At 67.8% G+C, this 22041-nt stretch carries 20 protein-coding genes; 17 read left to right on the top strand and 3 right to left on the bottom strand.

Annotation, left to right across the window (positions count from 1 at the left end; translation table 11 throughout):
- The first annotated feature begins 200 nt into the window (after positions 1 to 200).
- From ACLM5J_RS10630 to ACLM5J_RS10620, 3 genes are read left to right on the top strand one after another with little or no spacing between them, the layout of a single operon-like run.
- Positions 201 to 596: a hypothetical protein gene (locus ACLM5J_RS10630; RefSeq protein WP_413656383.1), complete on the top strand. Its 396-nt coding sequence runs from the start codon at positions 201 to 203 to the stop codon at positions 594 to 596.
- A 26-nt stretch (positions 597 to 622) separates the two neighbouring features.
- A complete protein-coding gene (locus ACLM5J_RS10625) occupies positions 623 to 1165 on the top strand; it encodes a flavin reductase family protein (RefSeq protein ID WP_413656382.1) in 543 nt (180 codons plus the stop codon).
- 59 nt (positions 1166 to 1224) lie between these two features.
- A complete protein-coding gene (locus ACLM5J_RS10620) occupies positions 1225 to 2820 on the top strand; it encodes a fatty acyl-CoA synthetase (protein ID WP_413656381.1) in 1596 nt (531 codons plus the stop codon).
- Positions 2821 to 2823: 3 nt separating this feature from the next.
- On the opposite strand, the gene ACLM5J_RS10615 is transcribed toward ACLM5J_RS10620, so the two are convergent.
- Positions 2824 to 3609 (bottom strand): ion transporter, encoded by a 786-nt coding sequence (locus tag ACLM5J_RS10615; protein ID WP_413656380.1) that lies wholly within the window; start codon positions 3607 to 3609, stop codon positions 2824 to 2826.
- Positions 3610 to 3688: 79 nt separating this feature from the next.
- Between ACLM5J_RS10615 and ACLM5J_RS10610 the strand changes: the two genes are divergently transcribed.
- Positions 3689 to 4435, top strand: a complete 747-nt coding sequence (locus ACLM5J_RS10610; RefSeq protein ID WP_413656379.1) for an enoyl-CoA hydratase-related protein — start codon at positions 3689 to 3691, stop codon at positions 4433 to 4435.
- Between the two features lie 111 nt (positions 4436 to 4546).
- Positions 4547 to 5203: a nitroreductase gene (locus tag ACLM5J_RS10605; protein WP_413656378.1), complete on the top strand. Its 657-nt coding sequence runs from the start codon at positions 4547 to 4549 to the stop codon at positions 5201 to 5203.
- Positions 5204 to 5265: 62 nt separating this feature from the next.
- Here ACLM5J_RS10605 and ACLM5J_RS10600 read toward each other — a convergent pair whose 3' ends face one another.
- Positions 5266 to 6288 carry an NAD(P)H-dependent flavin oxidoreductase gene (locus ACLM5J_RS10600; RefSeq protein WP_413656377.1) on the bottom strand — a complete coding sequence of 341 codons (1023 nt, stop codon included), beginning with the start codon at positions 6286 to 6288 and terminating at the stop codon, positions 5266 to 5268.
- Between the two features lie 108 nt (positions 6289 to 6396).
- On the opposite strand from ACLM5J_RS10600, the gene ACLM5J_RS10595 reads away from it, so the two are divergent.
- The 12 genes from ACLM5J_RS10595 (at position 6397) to ACLM5J_RS10540 (ending at position 21231) form a co-directional block, all read left to right on the top strand.
- Positions 6397 to 7290: a ketopantoate reductase family protein gene (locus ACLM5J_RS10595; protein ID WP_413656376.1), complete on the top strand. Its 894-nt coding sequence runs from the start codon at positions 6397 to 6399 to the stop codon at positions 7288 to 7290.
- A 37-nt stretch (positions 7291 to 7327) separates the two neighbouring features.
- On the top strand, positions 7328 to 7960 hold the full coding sequence (locus ACLM5J_RS10590; protein ID WP_413656375.1) for a TetR/AcrR family transcriptional regulator: 633 nt from the start codon (positions 7328 to 7330) through the stop codon (positions 7958 to 7960).
- Positions 7961 to 8095: 135 nt separating this feature from the next.
- On the top strand, positions 8096 to 8734 hold the full coding sequence (locus ACLM5J_RS10585) for a TetR/AcrR family transcriptional regulator (RefSeq protein ID WP_413656374.1): 639 nt from the start codon (positions 8096 to 8098) through the stop codon (positions 8732 to 8734).
- A gap of 118 nt (positions 8735 to 8852) precedes the next feature.
- A complete protein-coding gene (locus ACLM5J_RS10580; RefSeq protein ID WP_413656373.1) occupies positions 8853 to 9962 on the top strand; it encodes an enolase C-terminal domain-like protein in 1110 nt (369 codons plus the stop codon).
- 27 nt (positions 9963 to 9989) lie between these two features.
- Complete coding sequence (locus ACLM5J_RS10575; protein WP_413656372.1) at positions 9990 to 11516, top strand: ABC transporter substrate-binding protein; 1527 nt, start codon at positions 9990 to 9992, stop codon at positions 11514 to 11516.
- A gap of 62 nt (positions 11517 to 11578) precedes the next feature.
- Positions 11579 to 12523 (top strand): ABC transporter permease, encoded by a 945-nt coding sequence (locus ACLM5J_RS10570; RefSeq protein ID WP_413656371.1) that lies wholly within the window; start codon positions 11579 to 11581, stop codon positions 12521 to 12523.
- Entirely contained in the window at positions 12493 to 13434 is a 942-nt protein-coding gene (locus tag ACLM5J_RS10565) for an ABC transporter permease (RefSeq protein ID WP_413656370.1), read from the top strand. Before ACLM5J_RS10570 ends, ACLM5J_RS10565 begins: the two co-directional genes overlap by 31 nt.
- Positions 13431 to 14465 carry an ABC transporter ATP-binding protein gene (locus tag ACLM5J_RS10560; protein ID WP_413656369.1) on the top strand — a complete coding sequence of 345 codons (1035 nt, stop codon included), beginning with the start codon at positions 13431 to 13433 and terminating at the stop codon, positions 14463 to 14465. The genes ACLM5J_RS10565 and ACLM5J_RS10560 overlap by 4 nt, the downstream gene beginning before the upstream one ends.
- Positions 14458 to 15462, top strand: coding sequence for an oligopeptide/dipeptide ABC transporter ATP-binding protein (locus ACLM5J_RS10555; protein ID WP_413656368.1), 1005 nt, complete (start codon positions 14458 to 14460; stop codon positions 15460 to 15462). The genes ACLM5J_RS10560 and ACLM5J_RS10555 overlap by 8 nt, the downstream gene beginning before the upstream one ends.
- A 4-nt stretch (positions 15463 to 15466) precedes the next feature.
- Positions 15467 to 16564 carry an enolase C-terminal domain-like protein gene (locus ACLM5J_RS10550; protein WP_413656367.1) on the top strand — a complete coding sequence of 366 codons (1098 nt, stop codon included), beginning with the start codon at positions 15467 to 15469 and terminating at the stop codon, positions 16562 to 16564.
- Between the two features lie 111 nt (positions 16565 to 16675).
- Positions 16676 to 20191 carry an indolepyruvate ferredoxin oxidoreductase family protein gene (locus tag ACLM5J_RS10545; protein ID WP_413656366.1) on the top strand — a complete coding sequence of 1172 codons (3516 nt, stop codon included), beginning with the start codon at positions 16676 to 16678 and terminating at the stop codon, positions 20189 to 20191.
- Between the two features lie 32 nt (positions 20192 to 20223).
- Positions 20224 to 21231 carry an NADP-dependent oxidoreductase gene (locus ACLM5J_RS10540; RefSeq protein WP_413656365.1) on the top strand — a complete coding sequence of 336 codons (1008 nt, stop codon included), beginning with the start codon at positions 20224 to 20226 and terminating at the stop codon, positions 21229 to 21231.
- Between the two features lie 13 nt (positions 21232 to 21244).
- Here ACLM5J_RS10540 and ACLM5J_RS10535 read toward each other — a convergent pair whose 3' ends face one another.
- Entirely contained in the window at positions 21245 to 22021 is a 777-nt protein-coding gene (locus ACLM5J_RS10535; protein WP_413656364.1) for a 2-keto-4-pentenoate hydratase, read from the bottom strand.
- Positions 22022 to 22041 lie beyond the last annotated feature (20 nt).

Genomic DNA, 22041 nt, shown 5'->3' with positions numbered 1-22041 from the left:
CTCGGGTGGTGGACCACGTAGTTGCCCGGTTCGCGTGGGTCGCGCGACTCGGCAGAGTAAGCCACATCACAGCCGAGGCAACGGTGCCTCTGCGGGTGGTTCCGCATCATTTCCGGGTATTTCGATGACCCTGAAAGCGGGATGAATTCGTTGTCTCGAGCCCATTCTTTTGGGTGCCGAAAACTAACTGAGGAGTGGTTATGGAAAGCGCGAACATCAAGGCTCTCAAGGATGCATTCGCGGCAGCGGACGCGGGCGACGCCGGCCCGTTGGTGGCGCTCTACGACGACAACCTCTCGTGGGCGGGCTTCACCCTGGCCGGCACGCAGACCGTCTACACGAAGGGCTCCTTCCTCGAAGCCTTCGGCGTACTGGCGAAGCTCGATGAGTCGGCCAACGAGGTGCTGGCGGCCACCGAGACGCCCGAAGGCATCGTGACGGCGACGCTGCGGCTCTACCGCCGGCTCGGCGAGCGGGAGCTCGACGTGCAGGCCGTCTTCACCCACCGGTTCGTCGACGGCAAGGTGACTCACGGCTCCGACGTGGTCCCCGCCGCCTTCGAACAGTTCTGGGCCGAGACCGGCCTGAGCGCCTGATCCAGCACGAGAAGAGGAGTGAGGCGATGACGATCATGGCGAACCGACCCGCGAGCGCAGCCGCACTCGGACGCGTCGTCCGACCGGTGCAGGCCACCACGCCGACCTCGGCGTTCCGTGACGTCATGGCCAACATGGCTGCCCCGGTCTCGGTGATCACCGCTGCCCACGACGGCGTGGGCAGCGGTGCCACGGTGAGCGCGCTGATGTCGCTGTCGATGGAGCCGGAGCTGATCGTGGTCGCGCTGGACCGGCGGTCGGCGACCCTGACGATGATCCAGCGCACCCGGCGCTTCGGCGTCAACATCCTCGCCGCGGACCAGGGCCAGGTGGCGATGGGCTTCGCAGCCAAGGGCGAGGACAAGTTCGCGGGCCTGGCACACACCCTCGAGTCCGGCGTTCCGCGCTTGGCGGGAGTCTCCGGATGGGTGCGGTGCACGGTGGAGCGGATCCAGCCGGGTGGTGACCATGTGCTGATCTCGGGCCTGGTGGAGAGCTCGTTCCACGACCCGGAACGGGCCCCGATGACCTATCAGGGCCGTCGCTTCGGTACGCACCAGCCCTGCTGAGGCGGACCGCTCCCACGCCGCGACCGGCGCCGGGCATCAAGATCGTGGAAGGGAAGAGCATGTTTCACTCAGGGAGCGGCACCGACGTCGTCGCCGCACGCCAGCAGCGGATCGGCGACCTGTCACGTCGCGCCGCGCGGCGCGCACCGGAGAAGGTGGCGATCATCGACGGGCCGACCCGGCTCACCTTCGCTGAGCTCGACGACCGGGTCAGCCGCTTCGCTGAGGCGATGGCGTGCGCCGGCCTGGTCCGCGGCGACACGCTCGCCCTGCTCAGCCACAACTGCTGGCACTTCCCGGTGCTGGCGATGGCCGCGGCACGGCGCGGGGTCGCGCTGGTCCCGATCAACTTCATGTTGGGGGCGGACGAGGTGGCCCACATCCTGGACCACTGCGGGGCCATGGGATTCGTCGTCGAGGACGCGTTGCTCGACGTCGCCACCCAGGCGTTGGCGCTCAGTGGCCTCGAGGTCCCGATCCGGCTCCGGATCGACCTCGACCCGGCGCTGAGCGCGGAGCCCGAGAGCGGCTGGACGCCGATCGAGAGTTGGCTCGATCAGCGGCTCACCGGGCTTGCCGACGTCGAGCTGGCGGACGACGAACCGGTGCGGATCATGTACACCTCCGGTACCGAGTCGCGACCGAAGGGCGCGCTGCTGGGCAGCCGCTCGCTGTTGTGGCAGTACACCTCCTGCATCGTCACCGGGCAGATGGAGCCGAGCGATGTGGAGGTGCACTCGATGCCGCTCTATCACTGCGCGCAGCTGGACAACTTCCTGTTCACCAAGATCTATCTCGGTGCCACCAGCGTGATCCTGCGTCGTCCGGAGCCGACCGAGATCCTGGCCGCCGTCGAGCGGCACCGGGTCAGCAACCTCTTCCTGCCGCCGACGGTATGGATCAGCCTGATGGCGACTCCCGAGTTCGCGACCACCGATCTCTCCAGCCTGCGTAAGGGGTACTACGGTGCTTCGGCGATGCCGAAGGAGGTGCTCCGCGAGCTCACCGAGCGGATGCCGGAGCTGCGGCTCTGGAACTTCTACGGGCAGACCGAGATGGCGTCGCTGGCCACCGCCCTGCCGCCGGAGGAGCAGTTCAGCCATGGCGGCTCAGCCGGGTACCCGGCGCTCAACGTCGAGACCCAGATCGTCGACGACGACGGGCACCCGATGCCAGCCGGGACCGTGGGCGAGATCGTGCATCGGAGCCCGCACCTGATCCAGGGCTACCTCAACGATCCGGAGCGGACCGCTGAGGCGTTCCGCGGCGGCTGGTTCCACTCCGGCGACCTCGGCTACTTCGACGCCGACGGTCGTCTCTATGTGGTGGACCGGAAGAAGGACATGATCAAGACCGGTGGCGAGAACGTCTCGAGCCGGGAGGTCGAGGAGGTCTTCTTCGAGCATCCGGCGGTGGCCGAGGTCGCCGTCTTCGGTGTGCCGCACCCGCGCTGGATCGAGGCGGTCGCTGCCGTCGTCGTGCCGCGCCCCGGTGTCGAGGTGAGTGCTGAGGAGTTGCAGGGGTTCGCCCGGAGTCGGTTGGCGGCGTTCAAGGCGCCCAAGTACGTCGTCCTGGCCGACGTGTTGCCGAAGAACCCGAGCGGGAAGGTGCTCAAGCGCGAGCTGCGCACCGCGCACGCTGCCATCGCCGGGTGATCATCAGGGCCGGGCCGCGAGGCCTTCGTCGTTGTCGGTGGTCTCCCGGGCGCGGACGGCCTGGCGCATCTGCGCCAGGTTCTCCTCCAACAGGTCGGCCACCAGTTCGTCGGTGCGCGGGTCGTTGAGGACCTCGAAGGTCAACCGGAAGACGGTGTCGCTGACCAAACGGACGATGTCGTCGTGGAACGGGAGTCGGCGCAGTCGCCCCAACCGGGCGTCCTGCTTGACCAGTTCGACGATCATCTCGTCGATCTCGACCCGGTTCTGTTGCAGAGCTGAGGCGATGTTCTGGGTGTAGTGGCCGGTGCGCAGCACCGCGGAGACCTCGTCCATCACCGCGATCGTGACGGGACGTTTGATCGCTTCGACCAGGGTGTCGGAGGCGTGTGCGACGACAGCGGCGGTGACCCGGTCCCCGAAGGCTCGGTCGGCGACCCGGCCGAGGCGGGCCAGCACGATGAAGATCCGGAGCAGCCGGAAGCTGCGGAAGGCGGGATGGGCGATCGGGATCATGCCGAGCACCTCGTACCAGTACCGGCCGAGGAAGCGCCATCCCTCCCGGCTACGTCGCCACCGCCATCCGAACTCGATGGCGAAAAGTGCACAGATCGCGATGTCGACCCCGACCACCCAACGGGTGGTCCGCGCGGAGACCGAGAAGAAGGTGACCCAGGTGAGCAGACCGACCGAGATCGCGGCGATGATCAGCATCGTCCAGTCCAGAAGGCCGACCGGTGGTTTGGAGGGGTAGTCGGCCAGCCGGGGTCTGGAGCTGCGTTCACGCATTGGCCCAGGATCGCAGGTGGGTGGCCACCAGCCAGTACCTGGCGTGCGGCACGCGGACCGGTTCAGGCATCATCGCGCCATGACTGCGCTGCGCACCGAGACGACCGGCTACGTGCGGGTCCTGCATCTGTCCCGGCCCGAACGTCGGAACGCGATCAACCAGGAGCTGGCCGACGAACTCTCCGTCGCCTTCGCCGAGGCCGAGGCCGACCGTGGCGTCCGGGCGGTCGTACTGACCGGCGACGGCGGCTACTTCAGTGCGGGCACCGACCTCACCTCGACGGCACCGCCACGGACCGAGGAGGGCGGCGCCTACGGCTTCTTGGCACGGGTCCGCCGCACACCGCTGATCGCTGCAGTTGAAGGGTTCGCCTACGGCGGCGGCTTCGAGTGTGTGCTGGCCTGCGACCTGGTGGTGGCGAGCCGGGAGGCGCGGTTCGGACTGCCCGAGGTGAAGCGGGGGCTGGTGGCGAACAGCGGGGCGCTCTTCCGGGCGCCGGCACGGCTGCCGCTGAACCTGGCCACCGAGATGCTCCTCACCGGCGACCCGATCGCCGCCGAACGCGCCCACCTGCACGGCCTGGTCAACGAGCTCTGCGAACCGGGCGGCGCGCTGACGGCCGCGCTCGCGTTGGCGGAGCGGATCGCGGTGAACAGCCCGGACGCCGTCCAGCAGTCGCTGCAAGCGATCGCTGTCGAGGTGGCCGAGCGTGAAGAACGCGGCTGGGAACTGACCCGAGCGGCCGACGAGGAGAACGCGGGATCGCCCGATCGGGTAGAAGGCGTGACCGCCTTCTTCGAGAAGCGTCCGCCCAACTGGGCCTGACGATCGGGGGCTGACGCCCAGGGTCCGGCCTGACGCCTCGGGCCTGCCGAGGCTGCTTTACGCTCGTGACAGCTGTGATGGGCGACGTGACTGTGATGGAGGAGTGGCGCTATGGAGCTGGAACAGATCCTCGACCAACGATGGAGCTGCCGAGCCTTCGAGGCCGAGCCCGTCGCCCAGGAGACCCTGGACGGGATCTTCGCGCTGGCGCAGCGGACGGCGTCGTGGTGCAACACCCAGCCGTGGCGCGTCCACCTGCTCAGTGGCGACGCGCGCGATGCTCTGTCGAAGGCGCTCATCGAGTCGGTGTTGGCGGGCTCCGGCGGGACCGACTACCCGATGCCGGACTATGTCGGCGTCAGCGATGACCGGCGCAAGGTGGCAGGGTTCGGGCTCTATGCAGCATTGGAGATCGCGCGTGAGGACAAGCTGGCCCGCGGGGCGCAGATGCTCAAGAACTTCGAGTTCTTCGGGGCACCCCACGTCGCGGTGATCACCAGCGATGCGCCGTTGGGCTTCTACGGCGGTGTCGACTGCGGCGGCTTCGTGGCGAACCTGGTCAACGCCGCCCACGCGGCCGGGTTGGGTACCTGCGCGCAGGGCGCGATCGCGATGCAGGCCCCGGTGGTCCGTGAGTTCCTCGACCTGCCCGAGGACCGGTTGGTGGTCTGCGCCGTGGCGATCGGACGCCCGGACTTGAACGACCGGGTCAACGACTTCCGCACCGAGCGAGCCGAGGCGGAGCAGGTCGTCACGTACCTGTCCTGAACCTAAGAACGTAGCGAAGGGCTGCCGTCGAGGATCGACGGCAGCCCTTCGTCGTGGTCGGCTCAGGCCGGGACGGGCGTCTGCACCATCGAACCGAGGCGCTGGGCCAGGAGCTCGGCGGCCTCGCTGGTGATCCGGTCCAGCAGGTCGGCACAGGTCGGGATGTCGTTGATCAGGCCCTGGACCATGCCGACCGACCAGACGCCCGCCTCCGGGTCGCCGGTCTCGTAGACGGTCCGGCCGCGGATCCCGTTGACCAGGTGCTGCACGTCCTCGAACTGGCCGCCGTCCGCCATGATCTCCACGGCTTCACGTGCCACCGCGTTGGAGTGCACGCGGGAGGTGTTGCGCAGCGGGCGGAAGAGGAGTTCGGTGTCGCGTTCGGTGGCGGCGACGATCGCCTCCTTGACCCGGTGGTGGATCGGCGACTCCTGGGTGCACAGGAACCGGGTGCCCATGTTGACCCCCTCGGCGCCGAGGGCGAGCGCGGCGACCAGGCCGCGGGCGTCGGCGATGCCGCCGGCGGCGATCACCGGGATCTCCAGCTGGGCGGCGGCTGCCGGGATCAGGACCAGGCCGGGGATGTCGTCCTCGCCGGGGTGCCCGGCGCATTCGAAGCCGTCGATGCTGACCGCGGTGACGCCGACGGCCTGCGCCTTGAGGGCGTGCCGCACGCTCGTGCACTTGTGGATGATCTTCACGCCGTGCTGGTTGAAGTAGTCCATGTACGGCCCGGGGTTCGCCCCAGCGGTCTCGATGACCCGGACTCCGGAGTCGACGATCGCGTGGCGCAACTCGTCGTGGTTCACCGTGCGCATCGAGGGCAGGATCGTCAGGTTCACGCCGAACGGGTTGTCGGTGTGCTCGCGCACCTTGCGGATCTCAGCTGCGAGCAGCTCCGGGTCGGGGAAGGTGAGGGCGGTCAGCATGCCCAGCCCGCCGGCCTCGGCGACCGCGCCGACAAGCTCGGCCTTGCCGACCCACTGCATGCCGCCCTGCATGATCGGGTGGGCCACTCCGAAGGTCTCGGTGAAGCGGGTCCTCAGTCGAGGAGTCACGGTCGCGGGGCCGGTTGCAGTTGCCATGAGGGGACCTTCCAGGACGGGGATGGCATCAAGTTGACGCGTGTGTCAACATAGGTGTGGGTTGACGTGCTTGTCAATCGTGGCGGTGTTGAAGGGGAGGTGATGTGCGTGACGTCTCCGGTACGCGTACTGGTGCTGGGTAGTGGGGGGATCGGAACCCTGATCGCTGCGCGGCTCGCGGTCGATCCACAGGTGCAGGTGAGCCTCGCGGTGCGCCGTCCGACGCCTTCGGTCGTCCTGGTCGGCGACGGCGAGGAGCGGGTCGCGCCGGTCGAGATCGTGACCGACGTGGCCGGCCTGGCGCCGTTCGACTGGGTGGTCGTCGCGACCAAGGCCTACGACGTACCTGGGTTGGCGGACTGGTTCGCGGCTCCGGCCTGCCGCGGCGCCCGCTACCTGGTCGCCCAGAACGGCGTCGAGCATGCGGAGCGGTTGGCGCCTTGGATCGAGGTCGACCGGGTCCTGCCGGCGATCGTGACCTATGGCGCCGAGCGGACGGCGCCCGGCCGGGTGGCCCAGACCTTGTCGGGCGTGGTTCGGCTGCCGCAGACGCCGTTGGCCCAGGCGTTCTCGGCGCTGGCTGCTGGCGGGGCACTCAATGTGGAGGTGACGGCGGAGTTCGCCGTCGCGCTGTGGACCAAGCTCGCTCACAACCTCGCCAGCAACTCATTGACCACGATCGCCGATGTCAGTGTCCGTGAGGTTGCGCTGCGGCCGGGGCTACGGGCCGCGGCGATCGCACTGGTGGCTGAGTGTCGTGCGGTTGCGGCCGCCGTCGGGGTGCGGCTGGACGAGCGGCTGACGGAGGAGATGCTGACGCTCTTCGCCAGTTTTCCAGCCACGGTGCACTCCTCGATGTGGCAGGACCGCCAAGCAGGGCGTCGGTTCGAGCACGACGCAATCAGTGGTGCCCTGGTCAGGATCGGGGAGGCGTGGGGTGTCGCCACGCCGCGCGTGCATCTGACGACCTGCCTTCTCGACGGCCTTGAGATGGGATACTGACGCCCATGCGTGCCGCCTGCTCCCGAGGGAGTCTCTGATGCCTGCCCCGACCGAGTCGCAGCAGGCGAGACGTGACCAGGGGCCGATCACCGACCGCGGGGCCCAGCGTCGCGCTGCCCTTCTGGTGGCCGCGCGGGCGGTCTTCGAGCGCAAGGGGTTCATCGATACCAAGGTGAGCGACATCGCCAAGGAGGCCGGCGTTTCGCACGGCACCTTCTACACCTACTTCGACACCAAAGAAGCGGTGTTCCAGGAGGTCTCCAAGGAGGTGATCGAGTCGATGCTGCTCTCGATGGCGACGCCGGTGCCGACCGATGACTTCCATGCCCGGATCAAGGATTCGGTGCGCCGCTTCGTCCATGCCTACCGCCCGAACGCCACGATGATCGGGTTGATGGAGCAGGTCGGCACCTTCTCGCCGGAGCTCCGCGATCTGCGCCTCGATATGCGTGAGACCTTCGTACGGCGCACCCAGCGGGGGATCGGTCGCCTCGTCGAGGCGGGGCTGACCGCGTCCGACATCGACATCGAGTACACCGCGGAGTCGCTCGGTGCGATGCTCGAGTACATCTGCTACGTCTGGTTCACCTTGGATCGGCAGTTCGACGAGGACCGGTTGATCGAGACGCTGGCCGGCATCTGGGAGAAGGTGCTCGCGCCGGCGCGCTGACCGTCCGCGATTCGCTGCGCCTGACGGGCGGGGACTTCGGTCCCCGCCCGTTCTGCATTTCCTTGACATCGAGGCTCGTGATGTGGCTCACTGTCATTGGCTGACACTGCGTCAGTGAATGAGGGAGGTTACTCGATGAAGGACGACGTTCCCGCTCAGGTCGGGATCGCTGGGCAGGGCACGATGCGGAGCCGCTACAAGGCGCAGACCCGGCAGTTGCTTGCCGAGGCCGCGGTTGCGGAGTTCGAGGCCAGTGGCTATGTCCAGGCCAAGATCGAGGACATCGCGCGGCGCGCAGGGACCAGCCGGGCCACCTTCTATGTGCACTACAGCGGCAAGGCCGAGGTCATGGAGAACATGTGGGACCTGGTCCGCCGCGAGTTGGTCGTGCTCTATCGCAAACTGGTGGCGACTCCGGTCCGTGACGTGGCCGCGCTGACGGCCTGGCTGGAGGAGACGTTCGCCTTCTATCAGAGCAATCGTGAGCGTCTTTTGGCCGTGCATGAGGCGATTTCGGTCGAAGCAGAGCTGGCTGATGCCTACGCCGAACGCCTCGGCGGGCTGGCCGAGATGGTGGCCCCTTTGGTGCGTCCGGAGCTGGGTGCGACGCCGGAGTCGGCGCGGACCCGGGCCGCGATGTTGACCATCCAGCACGAGCGGGTCTGCTTCCTCTGGCTGCTGCGCGGCGTGCCCTTCGAGCGCGAGGAGGCGACCCGGACCCTGGCTGCGCTCTGGTTCGAACAGATCGGTACCTCGGCGGCCGCGACAACTTGAGAACTGCGTCAATTTGTTCCCGCTGAACTCTTGACGTGGCCCGTGACCGGGGCCACACTTGACACGCACATCACTTGATATCGGCGTCAAGTCGCCGGAAGGGGAAGAGGACCAGAAGATGAAGATCCAGGATGTAAGGCTCACCTCGTTCCGCATTCCGCTGCCCGGCGGGATGGAGGAGGTGATGATCAAGGGCCAGTCGATCGCGCCCTACGTGACCGACTTCCTGGCGGTCGAGGTCGTCTCCGACGACGGTCTGGTCGGTGAAGCGATCAGCCCCTACGGCGGACTCAGCCTCGGGCACTCGATCGCCGACCGGATCCGTCCCTTCCTGATCGGTAAGGACCCGGGCAACCGGGAAGCGATCTGGCAGGAGATCTGGAAGCTCGACCGCCTGCTCTACACCACCCAGTTCGCCATCGGCACCGTCGACCTGGCTATCTGGGACCTCTACTGCAAGTCGCTCAACGAGCCCCTGTACCGGGTGCTGGGCGCGGTCCGCGACAAGGTGCCCGCCTATGCCAGCGGGATGACCCTGCCGGATCCGGCCGGCTTCGCCGAGGACGCCTTGAAGTACAAGGAGGCCGGCTACCAGGGCTACAAGCTGCATGTGAAGGGGGAGTGGAAGGAAGACATCGAGGCCTGCGCCGCAGTGCGCGAGGCGGTCGGTGACGACTACACCCTGATGATCGACCCGGCCGGCGCCTATACCCAGACCCAGGCGCTCAAGGTCGGCCGTGCGCTCGAGGAGCTCGACTTCCACTGGTTCGAGGAGCCGCTGCGCGACTGGGACATCCACGGCTACAAGATGCTGGCCGACAAGCTCGACATCCCGGTGATGGCACTCGAGGTCATTCCCGGCGCCGTCTACGCCAAGCCCGAGTACATCGTGAACCGGGCCGTCGACATCGTCCGCGGCGACATCTCCTTCACCGGCGGCGTCGGTCAGGTGATGAAGACCGCGCACCTCGCCGAAGCGTTCGGGATGAACATGGAGGTGCACACGAACGCCAACAGCCACATCGATGCGGCCCACCTGCACTGCATCGCGGCGATGAGCAACAGCGAGTTCTTCGAGCAGCTCGTCCCCGAGCGCTTCTTCCACTTCCCGGCATGCGAGCCGATCAAGATCGACTCCGAAGGCTTCGTGCACCTGCCCGAAGGCCCCGGGATCGGCGTCCCCCTCGACTGGGACTACATCAAGGCACACAAGGTCGCCGAACTCTGATCTCGGGATACCGAAAGGAACAGGGCAATGAAACTACGTAAGACCCTTGCTGCGATGGGGACCGGTGTCCTCCTCGTCGCTGCCGCAGCCTGCGGCGGTACGTCCTCGAGCGCCAGCGGCGGCGACGGCGTGCTCAATGTGGCCTACCACCTGGCCCCGGGATCGCTCGACCCGCTCGAGGTGCCGATCTGGCAGCTCACCACCTACACCGAGCCGATGTACGACGCCGTCACCTACATCGCGCCGGACGGCACGGTGCAGCCGATGCTGGCCACCGAGTGGAGCTTCACCGACACCACGCTGGACCTCACCTTCCGCGACGACGTCACCTTCCACGACGGCACCCCGTTCAACGCCGAGGCGTTCAAGGCGAACATCGAGCGACTGTTGGCCGCAGAGGCCTCTCCGGTCGCCACCATGTTCGCCGCGGTCGACGGCGTCGAGGTGACCGGCGAGTTCACCGCGAGCCTCAAGCTGAACAAGGTGGACTCCTCGCTGCCGGCCGCGCTCGGTGACCGCGGCGGCCTGATGGTCAGCCCCAAGGCGATCGCCGACGGCGTCGACCTGACCAGTAAGGACGCCGGCTCCGGCCCCTACAAGCTGGTCGAGTACAAGCCCGGCGAGAAGGCGGTCTACGAGAAGGTCGACGGCTACTGGGACAGTTCGGCCCAGGGCGTCGACAAGATCGAGATCGAAGCGATCGGCGATGGCCAGGCCCGCCTCAACGGCGCAACCTCGAAGAAGTACGACATCACCTACCTGACCCCCTCGCAGTTCGAGGCGGCCAAGGGCGCCGGTCTGAACGTCGAGCAGAAGACCGGCCTGTGGTTCATCAACATCTTCACCAACCGTCAGCGCAGTGATCTGGGCAACCTCAAGGCCCGCCAGGCGATCGCCCACGCGATCGACCGTGAGGCGATCTGCAAGGCCGTCTACTTCGAACGCTGCAAGCCGACCTCGTCGATCTTCCCGTCCGAGTTCTGGGCCGGCTCCGATGAGGTTCCCGCCGACTACTTCAACTACGACCCGGCCAAGGCCAAGAGCCTGCTGAAGGAGGCCGGGCTGGAGAAGGGCTTCGCCTTCGAGATGCTGTTCGCTGCCGGTGCCGACCCGTACCCGCAGTTCGCCGAGCTGCTGCAGAGCCAGCTCAAGGCCGTCGGCATCACGCTGAACCTCAAGCCGGTCGACATCAACCAGCTCTCGCCGACCTACTTCTTCGACAAGAAGGCCGACGCGATGCTCGGTGGTGGTGGACAGGTGGCCGACCCCGGTCAGTCGCTGCAGAAGGAGTTCGCCAGCGGCAGCACCCTGAACGCCAGCGGTGATGCTCCCGGTGGGCTCGATGAGGTGATCAAGCGGCTCGCGAAGGCGACCGAGCAGTCCGACCGCGAAGCGATCGCCCAGGAGGCGACGAAGATCGCCGCCGAGCAAGTGCTCAACGTGCCGTTGGTCCAGCCGGAGGTGCTGTTCGCGCTCAACCCGGACACCGTCGCTGGATATGACGCCTCCTACGTCGGCGCCTACGCGCCGACCCGGGGCGTGAAGCTCAAGTAGTGCCCGCGGGGTGGCGGACGTCGTCCGCCACCCCTGAGGGACCTTTCAGAAGGGACAGCCTGATGGGCAAACTCCTCATTCGCCGGATCCTTGCGATCATCCCGGTGCTCTTCCTGGTGTCGATCCTGGCCTTCTCGCTGGTGCAGCTCGTGCCCGGCGACCCAGCGGTCACCCTGGCCGGTGACTCGCCCAGCGACGCCCAGATCGCCTCGATCCGGGAGAAGCTCGGCCTCGACCAGCCGCTCTACCTGCAGTACTTCAACTGGCTGGGGTCGGTCCTCACCGGCGACTTCGGGGTGTCCCTGTTCAGCTCACAGCCGGTCATCGAAGCGATCACCCAGCGTCTCTCAGCCACCTCATCGTTGATCGTCGGCGCGCTGATCGCCGCGATCCTGATCGGCCTCCCGCTCGGCGTCATCTCGGGCTCGCAGCATGGCCGCTGGGCCGACCGGATCTCCAGCGTGGTCACCGCGATCAGCCTCTCCGCGCCCAGCTATGTGATCGGCCTGGTGCTGATCGTCGTACTCGCCAACAAGATGCAGATGTTCCCCTCGACCGGCTACGTGCCGATGAGTGAGGGGGTCGGGCTCTGGGCCCAACACCTGATCCTTCCCTCGATCGCGCTTGGCATGGTGCCGGCCGCGATCCTGGCCCGGCAACTGCGCAGCGCGCTGATCGGCGTCCTGGCTCAGGACTACACCCGGACCGCCACGGCCAAGGGGCTCCCCGGATCGGTGGTGCTCCTGAAGCATGCGCTGCGGAACGCGGCGATCCCAGGCGTCACGGCGCTCGGCACGCAGATGGCGGTGGTGATCGGTAGCACCGTCCTGATCGAGCAGATCTTCGGCATCCAGGGGCTCGGAAACCTGGCCTACAACGCGGCCCTGCAACGGGACATCCCGGTGATCCAGGGCGTCGTTCTGGTCTGCGCCGTCGCGGTCCAGATCATCAATCTTGGAGTAGATGTCATGTACGGATGGCTCAACCCGAAGCTGAGGGCGTCATGAGCGCCGTGGCCGGGGTCGCCGGCAGGCGGTTCGCCCCGCTCGCCGCGATCGGCCGGATCCGTCGCTCCCGAGGAGTGCGCCGCTTCCTGCGCAACGTGCCCGCACTGATCGGGTTGGCGATCCTGGTGGTGCTCGTGGCGACCGCGATCTTCGAGCCCTGGCTGCTGCCGCAGGACCCGAACGCCCAAGACCTCAACAACACCTTCGCGCCGCCGTTCGCGGACGCCGCGCATCTGCTCGGCACCGACAACCTCGGCCGTGACGTGCTCTCGCGGATCATCGCTGCTGATCGGGTCGCGCTCAGCGCCGCGGTGACCGCGGTCTCCGTCTCGATGGTCGTCGGGATCCCGCTCGGTTTCCTTGCCGCCTACTTCGGCGGCTGGGTCGACGTGATCATCGTTCGCTGCACCGACGCTCTACAGAGCCTTCCGCCGCTGATGCTGGCGATCGCGCTGCTCGGCGCGGTGGGCCCCGGGCTCACCAATGCCATGGTGGTGATCGGGCTGGTCTTCTCCCCGGCCTTCCTGCGGATCGTGCGCGCCGCCGTCATGGAGATCCTCGGTGAGACCTACGTGGAGGCGAGCCGGAGCATCGGCACCCCCACCCTTCGACTGATCCGGACCAGGCTGCTGCCGAACGCGCTGCCGCCGGTCCTGGTTCAGGCCTCGATCGTCACCGGTATGGCCCTGATCGCCGAGGCGAGCCTGAGCCTGCTCGGTCTCGGCGTCGCTCCGCCGCAGGCGAGCTGGGGCTTGATGATCTCGCAGGGCTACAACTTCATCTATCAGCAGCCTGCCCTGGTGATCGTGCCGGGCACGGTGCTGGCGATCGCCGTGCTCGCGCTGAACCTGGTCGGGGACGGGCTCCGCGACTCGATCGGCCGCGTCACCGGGGAAGGAGCGGACCGATGAACCAGCCTGCCCAGAACGACCCGATCCTCTCCGTACGTGACCTGACTGTGGAGTTCCGGATCGCCGGTAAGTGGACGCCGGTGGTCACCGGCGTCTCGCTCGACGTCGCGAGTGGCGAGACCCTCGCCATCGTCGGCGAGTCCGGCTCCGGCAAGTCGGTCACCTCGATGTCGTTGATGCGACTCCTGCCGCCGCGGCAGTCGCGGGTCTCGTCGGGCTCCATCGACTTTGCCGGCACGGACCTGCTGGCGATGAAGCGACGCGACCTCAATAGCGTGCGTGGCGCTGGGATCTCGATGATCTTCCAGGAGCCGATGACCAGCCTGAACCCGGCGTTCACGGTCGGTGAGCAGATCGCCGAGGTGGTACGCCGGCACAAGAAGGTCGGTCGTCGTGAAGCTCTCGGCACGGCGATCCGCACGATGGAGGCGGTGGGCATCCCGCAGGCGGCACGCCGTGCCCGTGCCTACCCGCACGAGTTCTCCGGCGGCATGCGGCAACGGATCATGATTGCGATGGCCGTCTGCTGCGAGCCCCGGCTGCTGATCGCCGACGAACCGACGACGGCGCTCGACGTCACGATCCAGGCCCAGATCCTGGACCTGCTCCGCGAGCTGCAACACGAGACCGGGATGGGCATGATCTTCGTGACCCACGACCTCGGCGTGGTGGCTGAGGTGGCCGACCGGGTCGTGGTGATGTACGCCGGCAACATCGTCGAGCAGGCCTCGGTCCACGACCTCTACGCCGACGCCGCCCACCCGTACACGCACGGCCTCCTGAAGTCGATGCCGACCGGTGCCCGCACCGCACGCGAAGGGATCTACTCGATCCCGGGGGCGCCGCCCCGGCCTGTGGAGTTCCCGGTGGGGTGCCGTTTCGCGCCGCGCTGTTCCTTCGCAACTGCCGCGTGCTCCGCTCCTGCGGAGCTCATCGAGGTGGGCGTCGAGCACGTCGCACGCTGCCTGCGCCACGGCGAGATCGACCTACGGATCGAACCGTCCCGACCGGAAGGAGCCCTCCATGTCTGAGGTCGCACCCGCGCTGAGCGTCGAGGCTGTCAGTGTCGACTTCGGGAAGCGCAAGAAGATGCGCGCGGTCAGCGAGGTCAGCCTCGAGGTGGCACCGGGCCGGACCCTGGCGATCGTGGGGGAGTCCGGTTCCGGCAAGTCCACCCTGGCCCGGGCGATGGCCGGCCTGGTGCCGATCGCCGGCGGCTCGGTCTCGTTGCTCGGCGAGGAGTTCACCAAGCCCCGGCGTGCGCAGCGGCGCAACATCCAGATGGTCTTCCAGGACCCGTACTCCTCGCTGGATCCCTCGTCCACGGTGGGCAACTCGCTGGAAGAGCCACTCATCGTCCATGAGCGGATGTCACGTCCGGAACGTGCGAAGCGGATCGCCGAGCTGCTCGACAGCGTCGGGCTCCCGGTTGATGCGGCGCGTCGCTTCCCGCACGAGTTCTCCGGCGGTCAACGGCAGCGGATCGCCATCGCCCGCGCCATCGCTACCAACCCCAAGGTGCTCCTCCTCGACGAGGCGGTCAGCGCGCTCGACGTCTCCACCCAGAACCAGATCCTGGTCCTCCTGCACGACCTGCAGGTGCAGTACGAACTGGCCTACGTCTTCATCTCCCACGACCTCGGCGTCGTGCGCTGGCTGGGTGACGAGACGGCCGTGATGTACATGGGCCGAGTCGTCGAGCAGGGACCGACCGAAAGGGTCCATAGCGACCCGAAGCATCCGTACACCCGGGCCCTCACCTCGGCGATGCCGATCGCCGATCCGGTGGGCCGGGAGGAGCGCAAGCGGATCCCGATCACGGGGGAACCGCCCAACCAGTTCGAGTCCTTCGCCGGCTGCATCTTCTCCAGCCGGTGCCCGGTCGCGACGCCGGAGTGCAGCACCACGCCGCCTCCCGTCGTCGTCGACCAGGCCGGTGGCTCCGCACGGTGCCACCACATCGACGCATACCCAATCCTGGCCAGCCTGCCGAAGCACGCCGCCACCGCCGCACTCACATCGGAGTAGTCAGATGAAGATCGAAGACGTCAAGATCACCGTGTTCCGACGTCCCGGGGACGGGACGATGATCAAGGGCCAGTCGATGGCCCACCTCACCAGCGACATCGTGGCGCTGCAGCTGATCAGCGACGAGGGCCACGTGGGGGAGACCTTCAGCCTGGGCGGTGGCCTGGGCATGGGCCACTACCTGGCCTCCTCGATCCGGCCGATGCTGCTCGGTAGGAACCCGCTGGAGCGGGAGGCGATCTGGAAGGACATGTGGGACATGAACCGGTTGTGGTTCAGCCCGCTCTTCATGGTCGGCACCGCCGACGTCGCACTCTGGGACCTCTACGGGAAGATCCGCAACGCCCCGATCCACGAGGTCCTGGGTACCTTCCGGACGAAGATCCCGACCTACGCCAGCTCGATGACGCACAGCACGGTGGACGCTTTCGTGGAGGAGGCGGTCAAGTTCCAGAAGCTGAACTACCACGGTTACAAGCTGCACGTGCTCGGTGAGGCCGACTTCGACATCGAGTGCTGCCGGGCGGTGCGCGAGGCCGTCGGCGACGGCTTCAAGTTGATGGTCGACGCCGTCTCCGCCTACGACCACGCCGACGCCCTCAAGGTCGGCTATGCGCTTCAGGACCTCGGCTATCACTGGTTCGAGGAGCCGCTGCGCGACTACGACCTGGCCGGCTACCGGATGCTCACCGAGCGCCTCGACATCCGGATCGCCGGCACCGAGACCAACGAGGGTGGCCTGATGGCGCGGGCCGAGTTCACCGCGTCGAACGGCTGCGACATCGTCCGTGCCGACCCGTCGTTCACCTACGGGATCACGCACACCAAGAAGATCGGTGCGTTGGCTGAGGCGTTCGGCAAGAACCTGGAGATCCACACCAACCCGAACCCGATGATGGACGCCGCCGCGCTGCACGTCGCGCTCTCGCTGCCGAACACCGAGTTCTTCGAGCAGCTGGTGCCGACCGAGACGTTCCACTTCGGCGTCGACCAGCCGGTCCAGGTCGACGAGGACGGCTACGCGGTCGCCCCCGAGGGTCCGGGTCTTGGCGTCAACATCGACTGGGACTACGTGAACGAGTACAAGATCGCCGAACTCTGAGGCCCTGCCTCCGTCCTTGACCGCGGGCGCCAGCGCCCACCCGAGCATCCTTCACAGTCCACGCGTGCGGCCGTACGCGCGCTGGGCCCTGCCCTGAAAGGCCGAATCACCATGACGCTCACCAGCCGTCCGGAGGCCCGTCACTCGTTGGCGGACCGCTTCGACGAGCAGGCGGAAGGTGCGTACCTCACCTCCATCCAGGCCCTCGTCCGGATCCTGGTCGACCAGCGGCGCCGCGACGTCGCCAGCGGCCTGAACACCGGCGGACTGGTCTCCGGCTACCCAGGGTCGCCGCTCGGCGGGGTCGACGACGAGATGGTGCGCCAGGCGACCCTCCTGGCCGAGCACCGGATCGTGCACCGGCCCGGCCTCAACGAGGAGTTGGCGGCGACCGCGTTGTGGGGTGCGCAGACGGTCAACGAGATCCCGGGCGCCACCGTTGACGGCGTCTTCGGGATGTGGTTCGGCAAGGCCCCGGGTGTCGACCGCGCCGCAGATGCCTTGCGGCACGGCAACATCCGGGGCACCGGTCGCCATGGCGGCGTGCTGGTCGTGGCCGGCGACGACCCCAACGCCGGGTCGACGAACTTCCCGACCGACAGCAACGGGATGTTCATCGACTGGGGGATGCCGCTGCTCTTCCCCGGTAACGTCCAGGAGATCCTCGACCTCGGCGCCCACGGTTACGAGCTCTCCCGGATCAGTGGGCTTTGGATCGGGTTCAAGATGGTGACCGAGACGGCGGACGCCTCCGGCTCCGCGGACGTCGACGCTGCCCGGCTGAGCTTCGTGCATCCCGAGGCGGTGCGCTCGGGGCGGTTCACCCCGACCTTGCGGGTGAACACGCCGGGAGGTCCGATGCGTGAGGCTGAACGGGACCTGGTCTCGGAACGGAACCAGATCGCGGCCGAGTACATCCGTCTCAACAATCTGAACCCGATCACGGTCGCTCCCGAGCAGGCCCGGATCGGCATCGTGGCGCCGGGCAAGACCTATTACGACCTGCAGAAGGCGCTGGTCGAGATGGGGCTCGACGAGGCGACCCTGATCCGGCTCGGGATCAGGCTGAAGCGGATGGGTGCGCTCTGGCCGGTGAGCCGCCAGGAGTGGCAGGAGTTCGCCGAGGGGCTGGAACAGATCTTCGTCGTCGAGGAGAAGAAGTCGTTGATCGAGCGGCTCCTCAAGGAGGCGCTCTACGGCAGCCCGGCCGCCCCCGCGATCTACGGCAAGCTCGGTCCGGACGAGAAGGTGATGATCCCCGAGTACGGCGCGGTCAGCTCCGACGTCGTGGTCCGCAGCCTGGGTCCGGCGTTGCACAGCCTGCTCGGCGACGTCGTCACCCTGCCGAAGGTGCGTCGCTCCCGGCCGCTGCTGCCGCTGATCACCGACCGCAAGCCGTTCTTCTGTTCGGGTTGCCCGCACAACCGGTCGTTGATCGCGCCGGAAGGTGCCACCGTTGCCGCTGGCATCGGGTGCCACATCCTCGAACTGGTGGTCCCGCGCGACGAGTACGGCGAGATGGCCGGCTACACCCAGATGGGCGGCGAAGGTGCCCAGTGGGTGGGGATGGCGCCGTTCACCGAGACCGCCCACATCTTCCAGAACGTAGGCGACGGCACCTTCCACCACTCGGCGAGCCTGGCCCTGCGCTCGGCGGTGGCGGCGAAGGTGAACATCACCTACAAGCTGCTCTACAACAGCGCCGTCGGGATGACCGGTGGACAGAACGTAGAGGGCGGGATGAGCGTCTCGTCGCTGACCCGACTCTTCGAGGCGGAGGGCGTCGCCCGCACCATCGTGACCACCGACGACCCCAAGAAGTACCGACGCACCCGACTGGCCAAGGGGGTCCAGGTCTGGCACCGGGACCGGCTGCTCGAAGCCCAGGAGGTGCTTGCCGAGGTGCCGGGAGTGACCGTGCTGCTGCACGATCAGTACTGCGCAGCAGAGAAGCGTCGTCTCCGTAAGCGGAAGAAGATGGTCCAGCCCACCCGCCGGATCTGGGTCAACGACCGGGTCTGCGAAGGCTGCGGAGACTGCAACCGCAAGTCGCAGTGTCTCTCGGTACAGCCGGTGGAGACCGAGTTCGGCCGCAAGACGGCGATCCACCAGTCCTCGTGCAACTTCGACTACTCGTGCGTCGACGGCAACTGCCCGTCGTTCCTCTCCGTCGAGACCAAGGACGCCGTCCGCAAGGAGCGGTCGGTGGCCCAGGCCCCGGAGGTCGACGCGCCGACGACACTGGTTCCGGACGACGCCTTCAACATCACCATGACCGGCATCGGCGGCACGGGGGTGGTCACCAGCAGTCAGGTGCTCGCCAACGCCGCTGCCTTCGACGGCAAGCTGGTGCGGAACCTCGACCTGACCGGATCCAGCCAGAAGGCCGGCCCGGTGGTCTCCCAGCTTCAGGTCTACAGCGACGCGGCGCAGGAGCCGGCCGCCCAGATCGCCGAGGGGGAGACCGACCTCTTCCTCGCCTTCGACCTGTTGACCTCGATGGCACCGAAGAACCTGGCACTGGCCGGTGCCGAGCGCACCATCGTGGTCGCCTCGACGTCGCCGACGCCGACCGCCGATCAGGCGATCGACCCGAGCATCCCCTACCCGGAGACGGAGGTGCTGCTGGGTGAACTGGCGGAGGTCTCCCGCGCCGACGAGAACGTGGCGATCGACCCCAACCGGATCGCCGAGGCGATCTTCGGCAACCACCTGATGACCAACACGGTCCTGGTCGGCGCCGCCTACCAGTCCGGCGCGTTGCCGATCACCGCCGCCTCGATCGAGGAGGCGTTGCGGGTCAACGGTGCTGCGGTTGAGGCGAACATCAACGCCTTCCGTTGGGGCCGGGCTGCGGTAGCGGCACCGGAGGTGGTCGCCGAGGCGCTGAAGAACGGTGAACGGCAGCCGGCCGCCGCGATCTCCGCCGGTCTCCGCTCCCGGCTCGACGGGTACCCCGACGGCTCGCCGCTGCGCGAGTTGCTGGAGGTTCGGGTGCCGGAGCTGGTCGCCTTCCAGAACGAGAAGCTCGCGGGCAGTTACCTCGACGTCGTCGACCAGGTGGCCAGCGCGGAGGAGGCCGCCTACGGCAATGTCGGTTCGCTGAGCGAGACCATCGCCTTCCAGCTGCACCGACTGACCGCGTATAAGGACGAGTACGAGGTTTCGCGCCTACACCTGCTCGACACCGAGCGGCAGCGGATCGAGGAGGAGTTCGGCGTCGGCGCCAAGGTGAGCTTCCACCTGCACCCGCCGGTCTTCAAGGCACTGGGCATCGATCGCAAGATCAAGGTCGGCGGCTGGTTCCGTCCGCTCTTCGCGCTGATGGCACGGCTGAAGTTCCTGCGCGGCACAGCGCTCGACGTCTTCGGAATGGACCGGGTACGGCGCGTCGAGAAGGCGCTCGTGCGGCACTATCGCGCACTGGTGTTGGAGATCGTCGCGCAGATGCCGATGCGGCAGCGGGCCGAACTGACCGACGTGGTGGCCCTGGTCGAGGAGATCCGCGGCTACGACGACGTGAAGCTCGGCAACGTCGTCGACTACGTCGAACGGATCCGTGAGGCGTCGCTGCGGCTGGGCCTCGAGGCCCACCTGGAGACGACCCTCTCCGACCTGGAGCGCTGAGCCGTGACCGGCCCCGGCGGAGCCTGTCACCGATGGTGAGGAGCCGCGAGATCCAGTTGGTGGCCCGCCCTGACGGCGCGGCCACCCTGGATCTCTTCCGCATCGTCGAGGTGGATCTGCGTGATCCGGGGCCGGGCGAGGTGCTGGTACGCAACGAGGCGCTCTCCGTCGATCCCTATATGCGGCCCAAGATGGATGACGTCGTCTCCTACACACCGCCGTACGCCCTGAACGTGGCGATGGAGGGCCGGGCGATCGGAACGGTGGTCGCCTCGGGCGCAGACGCCGTCAGGGTCGGCACGTTGGTGGCCCATCGCGCCGGTTGGCGCGAGTACGGCCTCCTGCGGGCCGACGAGGTGGAGGTGCTGCCCGATCTCGGACTGCCGCCCACGCTCCATCTCGGCGTCCTGGGTATCACCGGATTCACCGCCTGGGTAGGGCTGAGCGGCTTGGCCGGCCGGTCCAGCAGCGAGCGGGTCTTCGTCTCCGCAGCCGCAGGGGCGGTTGGTTCGGTCGCCGGTCAGCTGGCCAGGCTGCGGGGCGCTCGGCAGGTGGTGGGCAGCGCAGGGAGCCCCGAGAAGGTGGCCTGGCTGCGCGACGAGCTCGGCTTCGACGCAGCGCTCGACTACCGAGCGGCACCGATCGGCGCCACGCTGCCCGGCGTGATGCCGGAGGGCTGTGACCTCTACTTCGACAACGTCGGCGGCGAACAGTTGAGCGCCGCCCTCGAGGTGATGAACGACTACGGGTCCATCGTGGCGTGCGGTTCGATCGCGAGCTACCAGACGCCCGGCACCTCATCCGCGCCTGCAAACCTGCACCAGGTCACTCGGAGACGGCTGACCATGCGCGGATTCATCGCCTCGGACCATCTGCACCTGCGCGAGGAGTTCCTGACCGAGGTCGTGGGGTGGGTGCGGAGCGGCGAGCTGATCGGCAAGGAGTCGGTCAGCGATGGGCTCGCGTCGATGCCGCGGGCGTTCCTCGGCATGCTGCGCGGCGCCAACATCGGCAAGACGGTGGTGCGGCTCAGCGGGTGAGCCCCGCTCGTCCTCAGCCGGCGCGGGTGAAGGTCGCGCTGACGGCACCTACCCGGCTGAACTCGGCGACGAAGCGTCCGGGCATCGCGTGGCTCGGCGGAGTGAAGGTGCCGGTCGAGATGACGGCACCGCGAGGAACCTGGAGATCCCGGGAGTGGAGGTCCTCCACCAGCCAGGCGAGCGCGTTCAACGGCGAACCGTAGACGTTCTGGGCCGTGCCCTGGTGGGTGACGCCGTCCGGCAGGGTCAACGTGCAGGTGACCTCGGCGAGCTCAGCCACGGTGAGCCGGTGCCAGGTCGTGGCGGCGACGACTCGGAAAGCGGCGGCGTTGTCGGCGACCAGCAGCGGCAGGGTCACGTTCGGTGCTCCGCCGGCCGGCCACCAATCGCGAAACCTGGACTGTGGGATCTCCAACGCAGCAGCTACCTCGACCGCCGCGGCCAACTCGTCGCTCGACGGGCGCGGCCCCAGCTCGTCCACGACGCGGAGCAGGAGCTCGGCCTCGACGAGGAGACCGTTGCTCCCGTCCAGGGCGATGACGGCGCCGTCGGGGAGCAGCGCGGTGGCAGGAAGGACGCCGCGGGTGGGCTCCGGGCCCTGGGTACCGCTGAGCTTCCACCCGATCGGGCCCCCGCCGTCGGAGATCTGGGCGGCGACGACGCGCTCCTGGACGCGGTAGGCGTCGGCGAGGTCGAGGGCGCGGAGTTCCTCGGTGATCGTGACCGGCTGCCCCCTCCTCCGCGACCTGATCAGGTCGTCGGCCAGGTTCTCGATGAGGTGGTCGTTCACTGCGGCTCCTGAACGTTCGG

The sequence above is a fragment of the Nocardioides sp. Bht2 genome, from assembly GCF_047308515.1.
Classification (GTDB): domain Bacteria; phylum Actinomycetota; class Actinomycetes; order Propionibacteriales; family Nocardioidaceae; genus Nocardioides.
Note: the sequence above shows the minus strand (reverse complement) of the source record. Positions and strands in the feature narration are given on the sequence as shown.

Coding starts and splice junctions, on each gene's coding strand:
- ACLM5J_RS10630 (WP_413656383.1), top strand. CDS start 201: ATGGAAAGCGCGAACATCAAGGCTCTCAAGGATGCATTCGCGGCAGCG.
- ACLM5J_RS10625 (WP_413656382.1), top strand. CDS start 623: ATGACGATCATGGCGAACCGACCCGCGAGCGCAGCCGCACTCGGACGC.
- ACLM5J_RS10620 (WP_413656381.1), top strand. CDS start 1,225: ATGTTTCACTCAGGGAGCGGCACCGACGTCGTCGCCGCACGCCAGCAG.
- ACLM5J_RS10615 (WP_413656380.1), bottom strand. CDS start 3,609: ATGCGTGAACGCAGCTCCAGACCCCGGCTGGCCGACTACCCCTCCAAA.
- ACLM5J_RS10610 (WP_413656379.1), top strand. CDS start 3,689: ATGACTGCGCTGCGCACCGAGACGACCGGCTACGTGCGGGTCCTGCAT.
- ACLM5J_RS10605 (WP_413656378.1), top strand. CDS start 4,547: ATGGAGCTGGAACAGATCCTCGACCAACGATGGAGCTGCCGAGCCTTC.
- ACLM5J_RS10600 (WP_413656377.1), bottom strand. CDS start 6,288: ATGGCAACTGCAACCGGCCCCGCGACCGTGACTCCTCGACTGAGGACC.
- ACLM5J_RS10590 (WP_413656375.1), top strand. CDS start 7,328: ATGCCTGCCCCGACCGAGTCGCAGCAGGCGAGACGTGACCAGGGGCCG.
- ACLM5J_RS10585 (WP_413656374.1), top strand. CDS start 8,096: ATGAAGGACGACGTTCCCGCTCAGGTCGGGATCGCTGGGCAGGGCACG.
- ACLM5J_RS10580 (WP_413656373.1), top strand. CDS start 8,853: ATGAAGATCCAGGATGTAAGGCTCACCTCGTTCCGCATTCCGCTGCCC.
- ACLM5J_RS10575 (WP_413656372.1), top strand. CDS start 9,990: ATGAAACTACGTAAGACCCTTGCTGCGATGGGGACCGGTGTCCTCCTC.
- ACLM5J_RS10570 (WP_413656371.1), top strand. CDS start 11,579: ATGGGCAAACTCCTCATTCGCCGGATCCTTGCGATCATCCCGGTGCTC.
- ACLM5J_RS10565 (WP_413656370.1), top strand. CDS start 12,493: ATGGCTCAACCCGAAGCTGAGGGCGTCATGAGCGCCGTGGCCGGGGTC.
- ACLM5J_RS10560 (WP_413656369.1), top strand. CDS start 13,431: ATGAACCAGCCTGCCCAGAACGACCCGATCCTCTCCGTACGTGACCTG.
- ACLM5J_RS10555 (WP_413656368.1), top strand. CDS start 14,458: ATGTCTGAGGTCGCACCCGCGCTGAGCGTCGAGGCTGTCAGTGTCGAC.
- ACLM5J_RS10550 (WP_413656367.1), top strand. CDS start 15,467: ATGAAGATCGAAGACGTCAAGATCACCGTGTTCCGACGTCCCGGGGAC.
- ACLM5J_RS10545 (WP_413656366.1), top strand. CDS start 16,676: ATGACGCTCACCAGCCGTCCGGAGGCCCGTCACTCGTTGGCGGACCGC.
- ACLM5J_RS10540 (WP_413656365.1), top strand. CDS start 20,224: ATGGTGAGGAGCCGCGAGATCCAGTTGGTGGCCCGCCCTGACGGCGCG.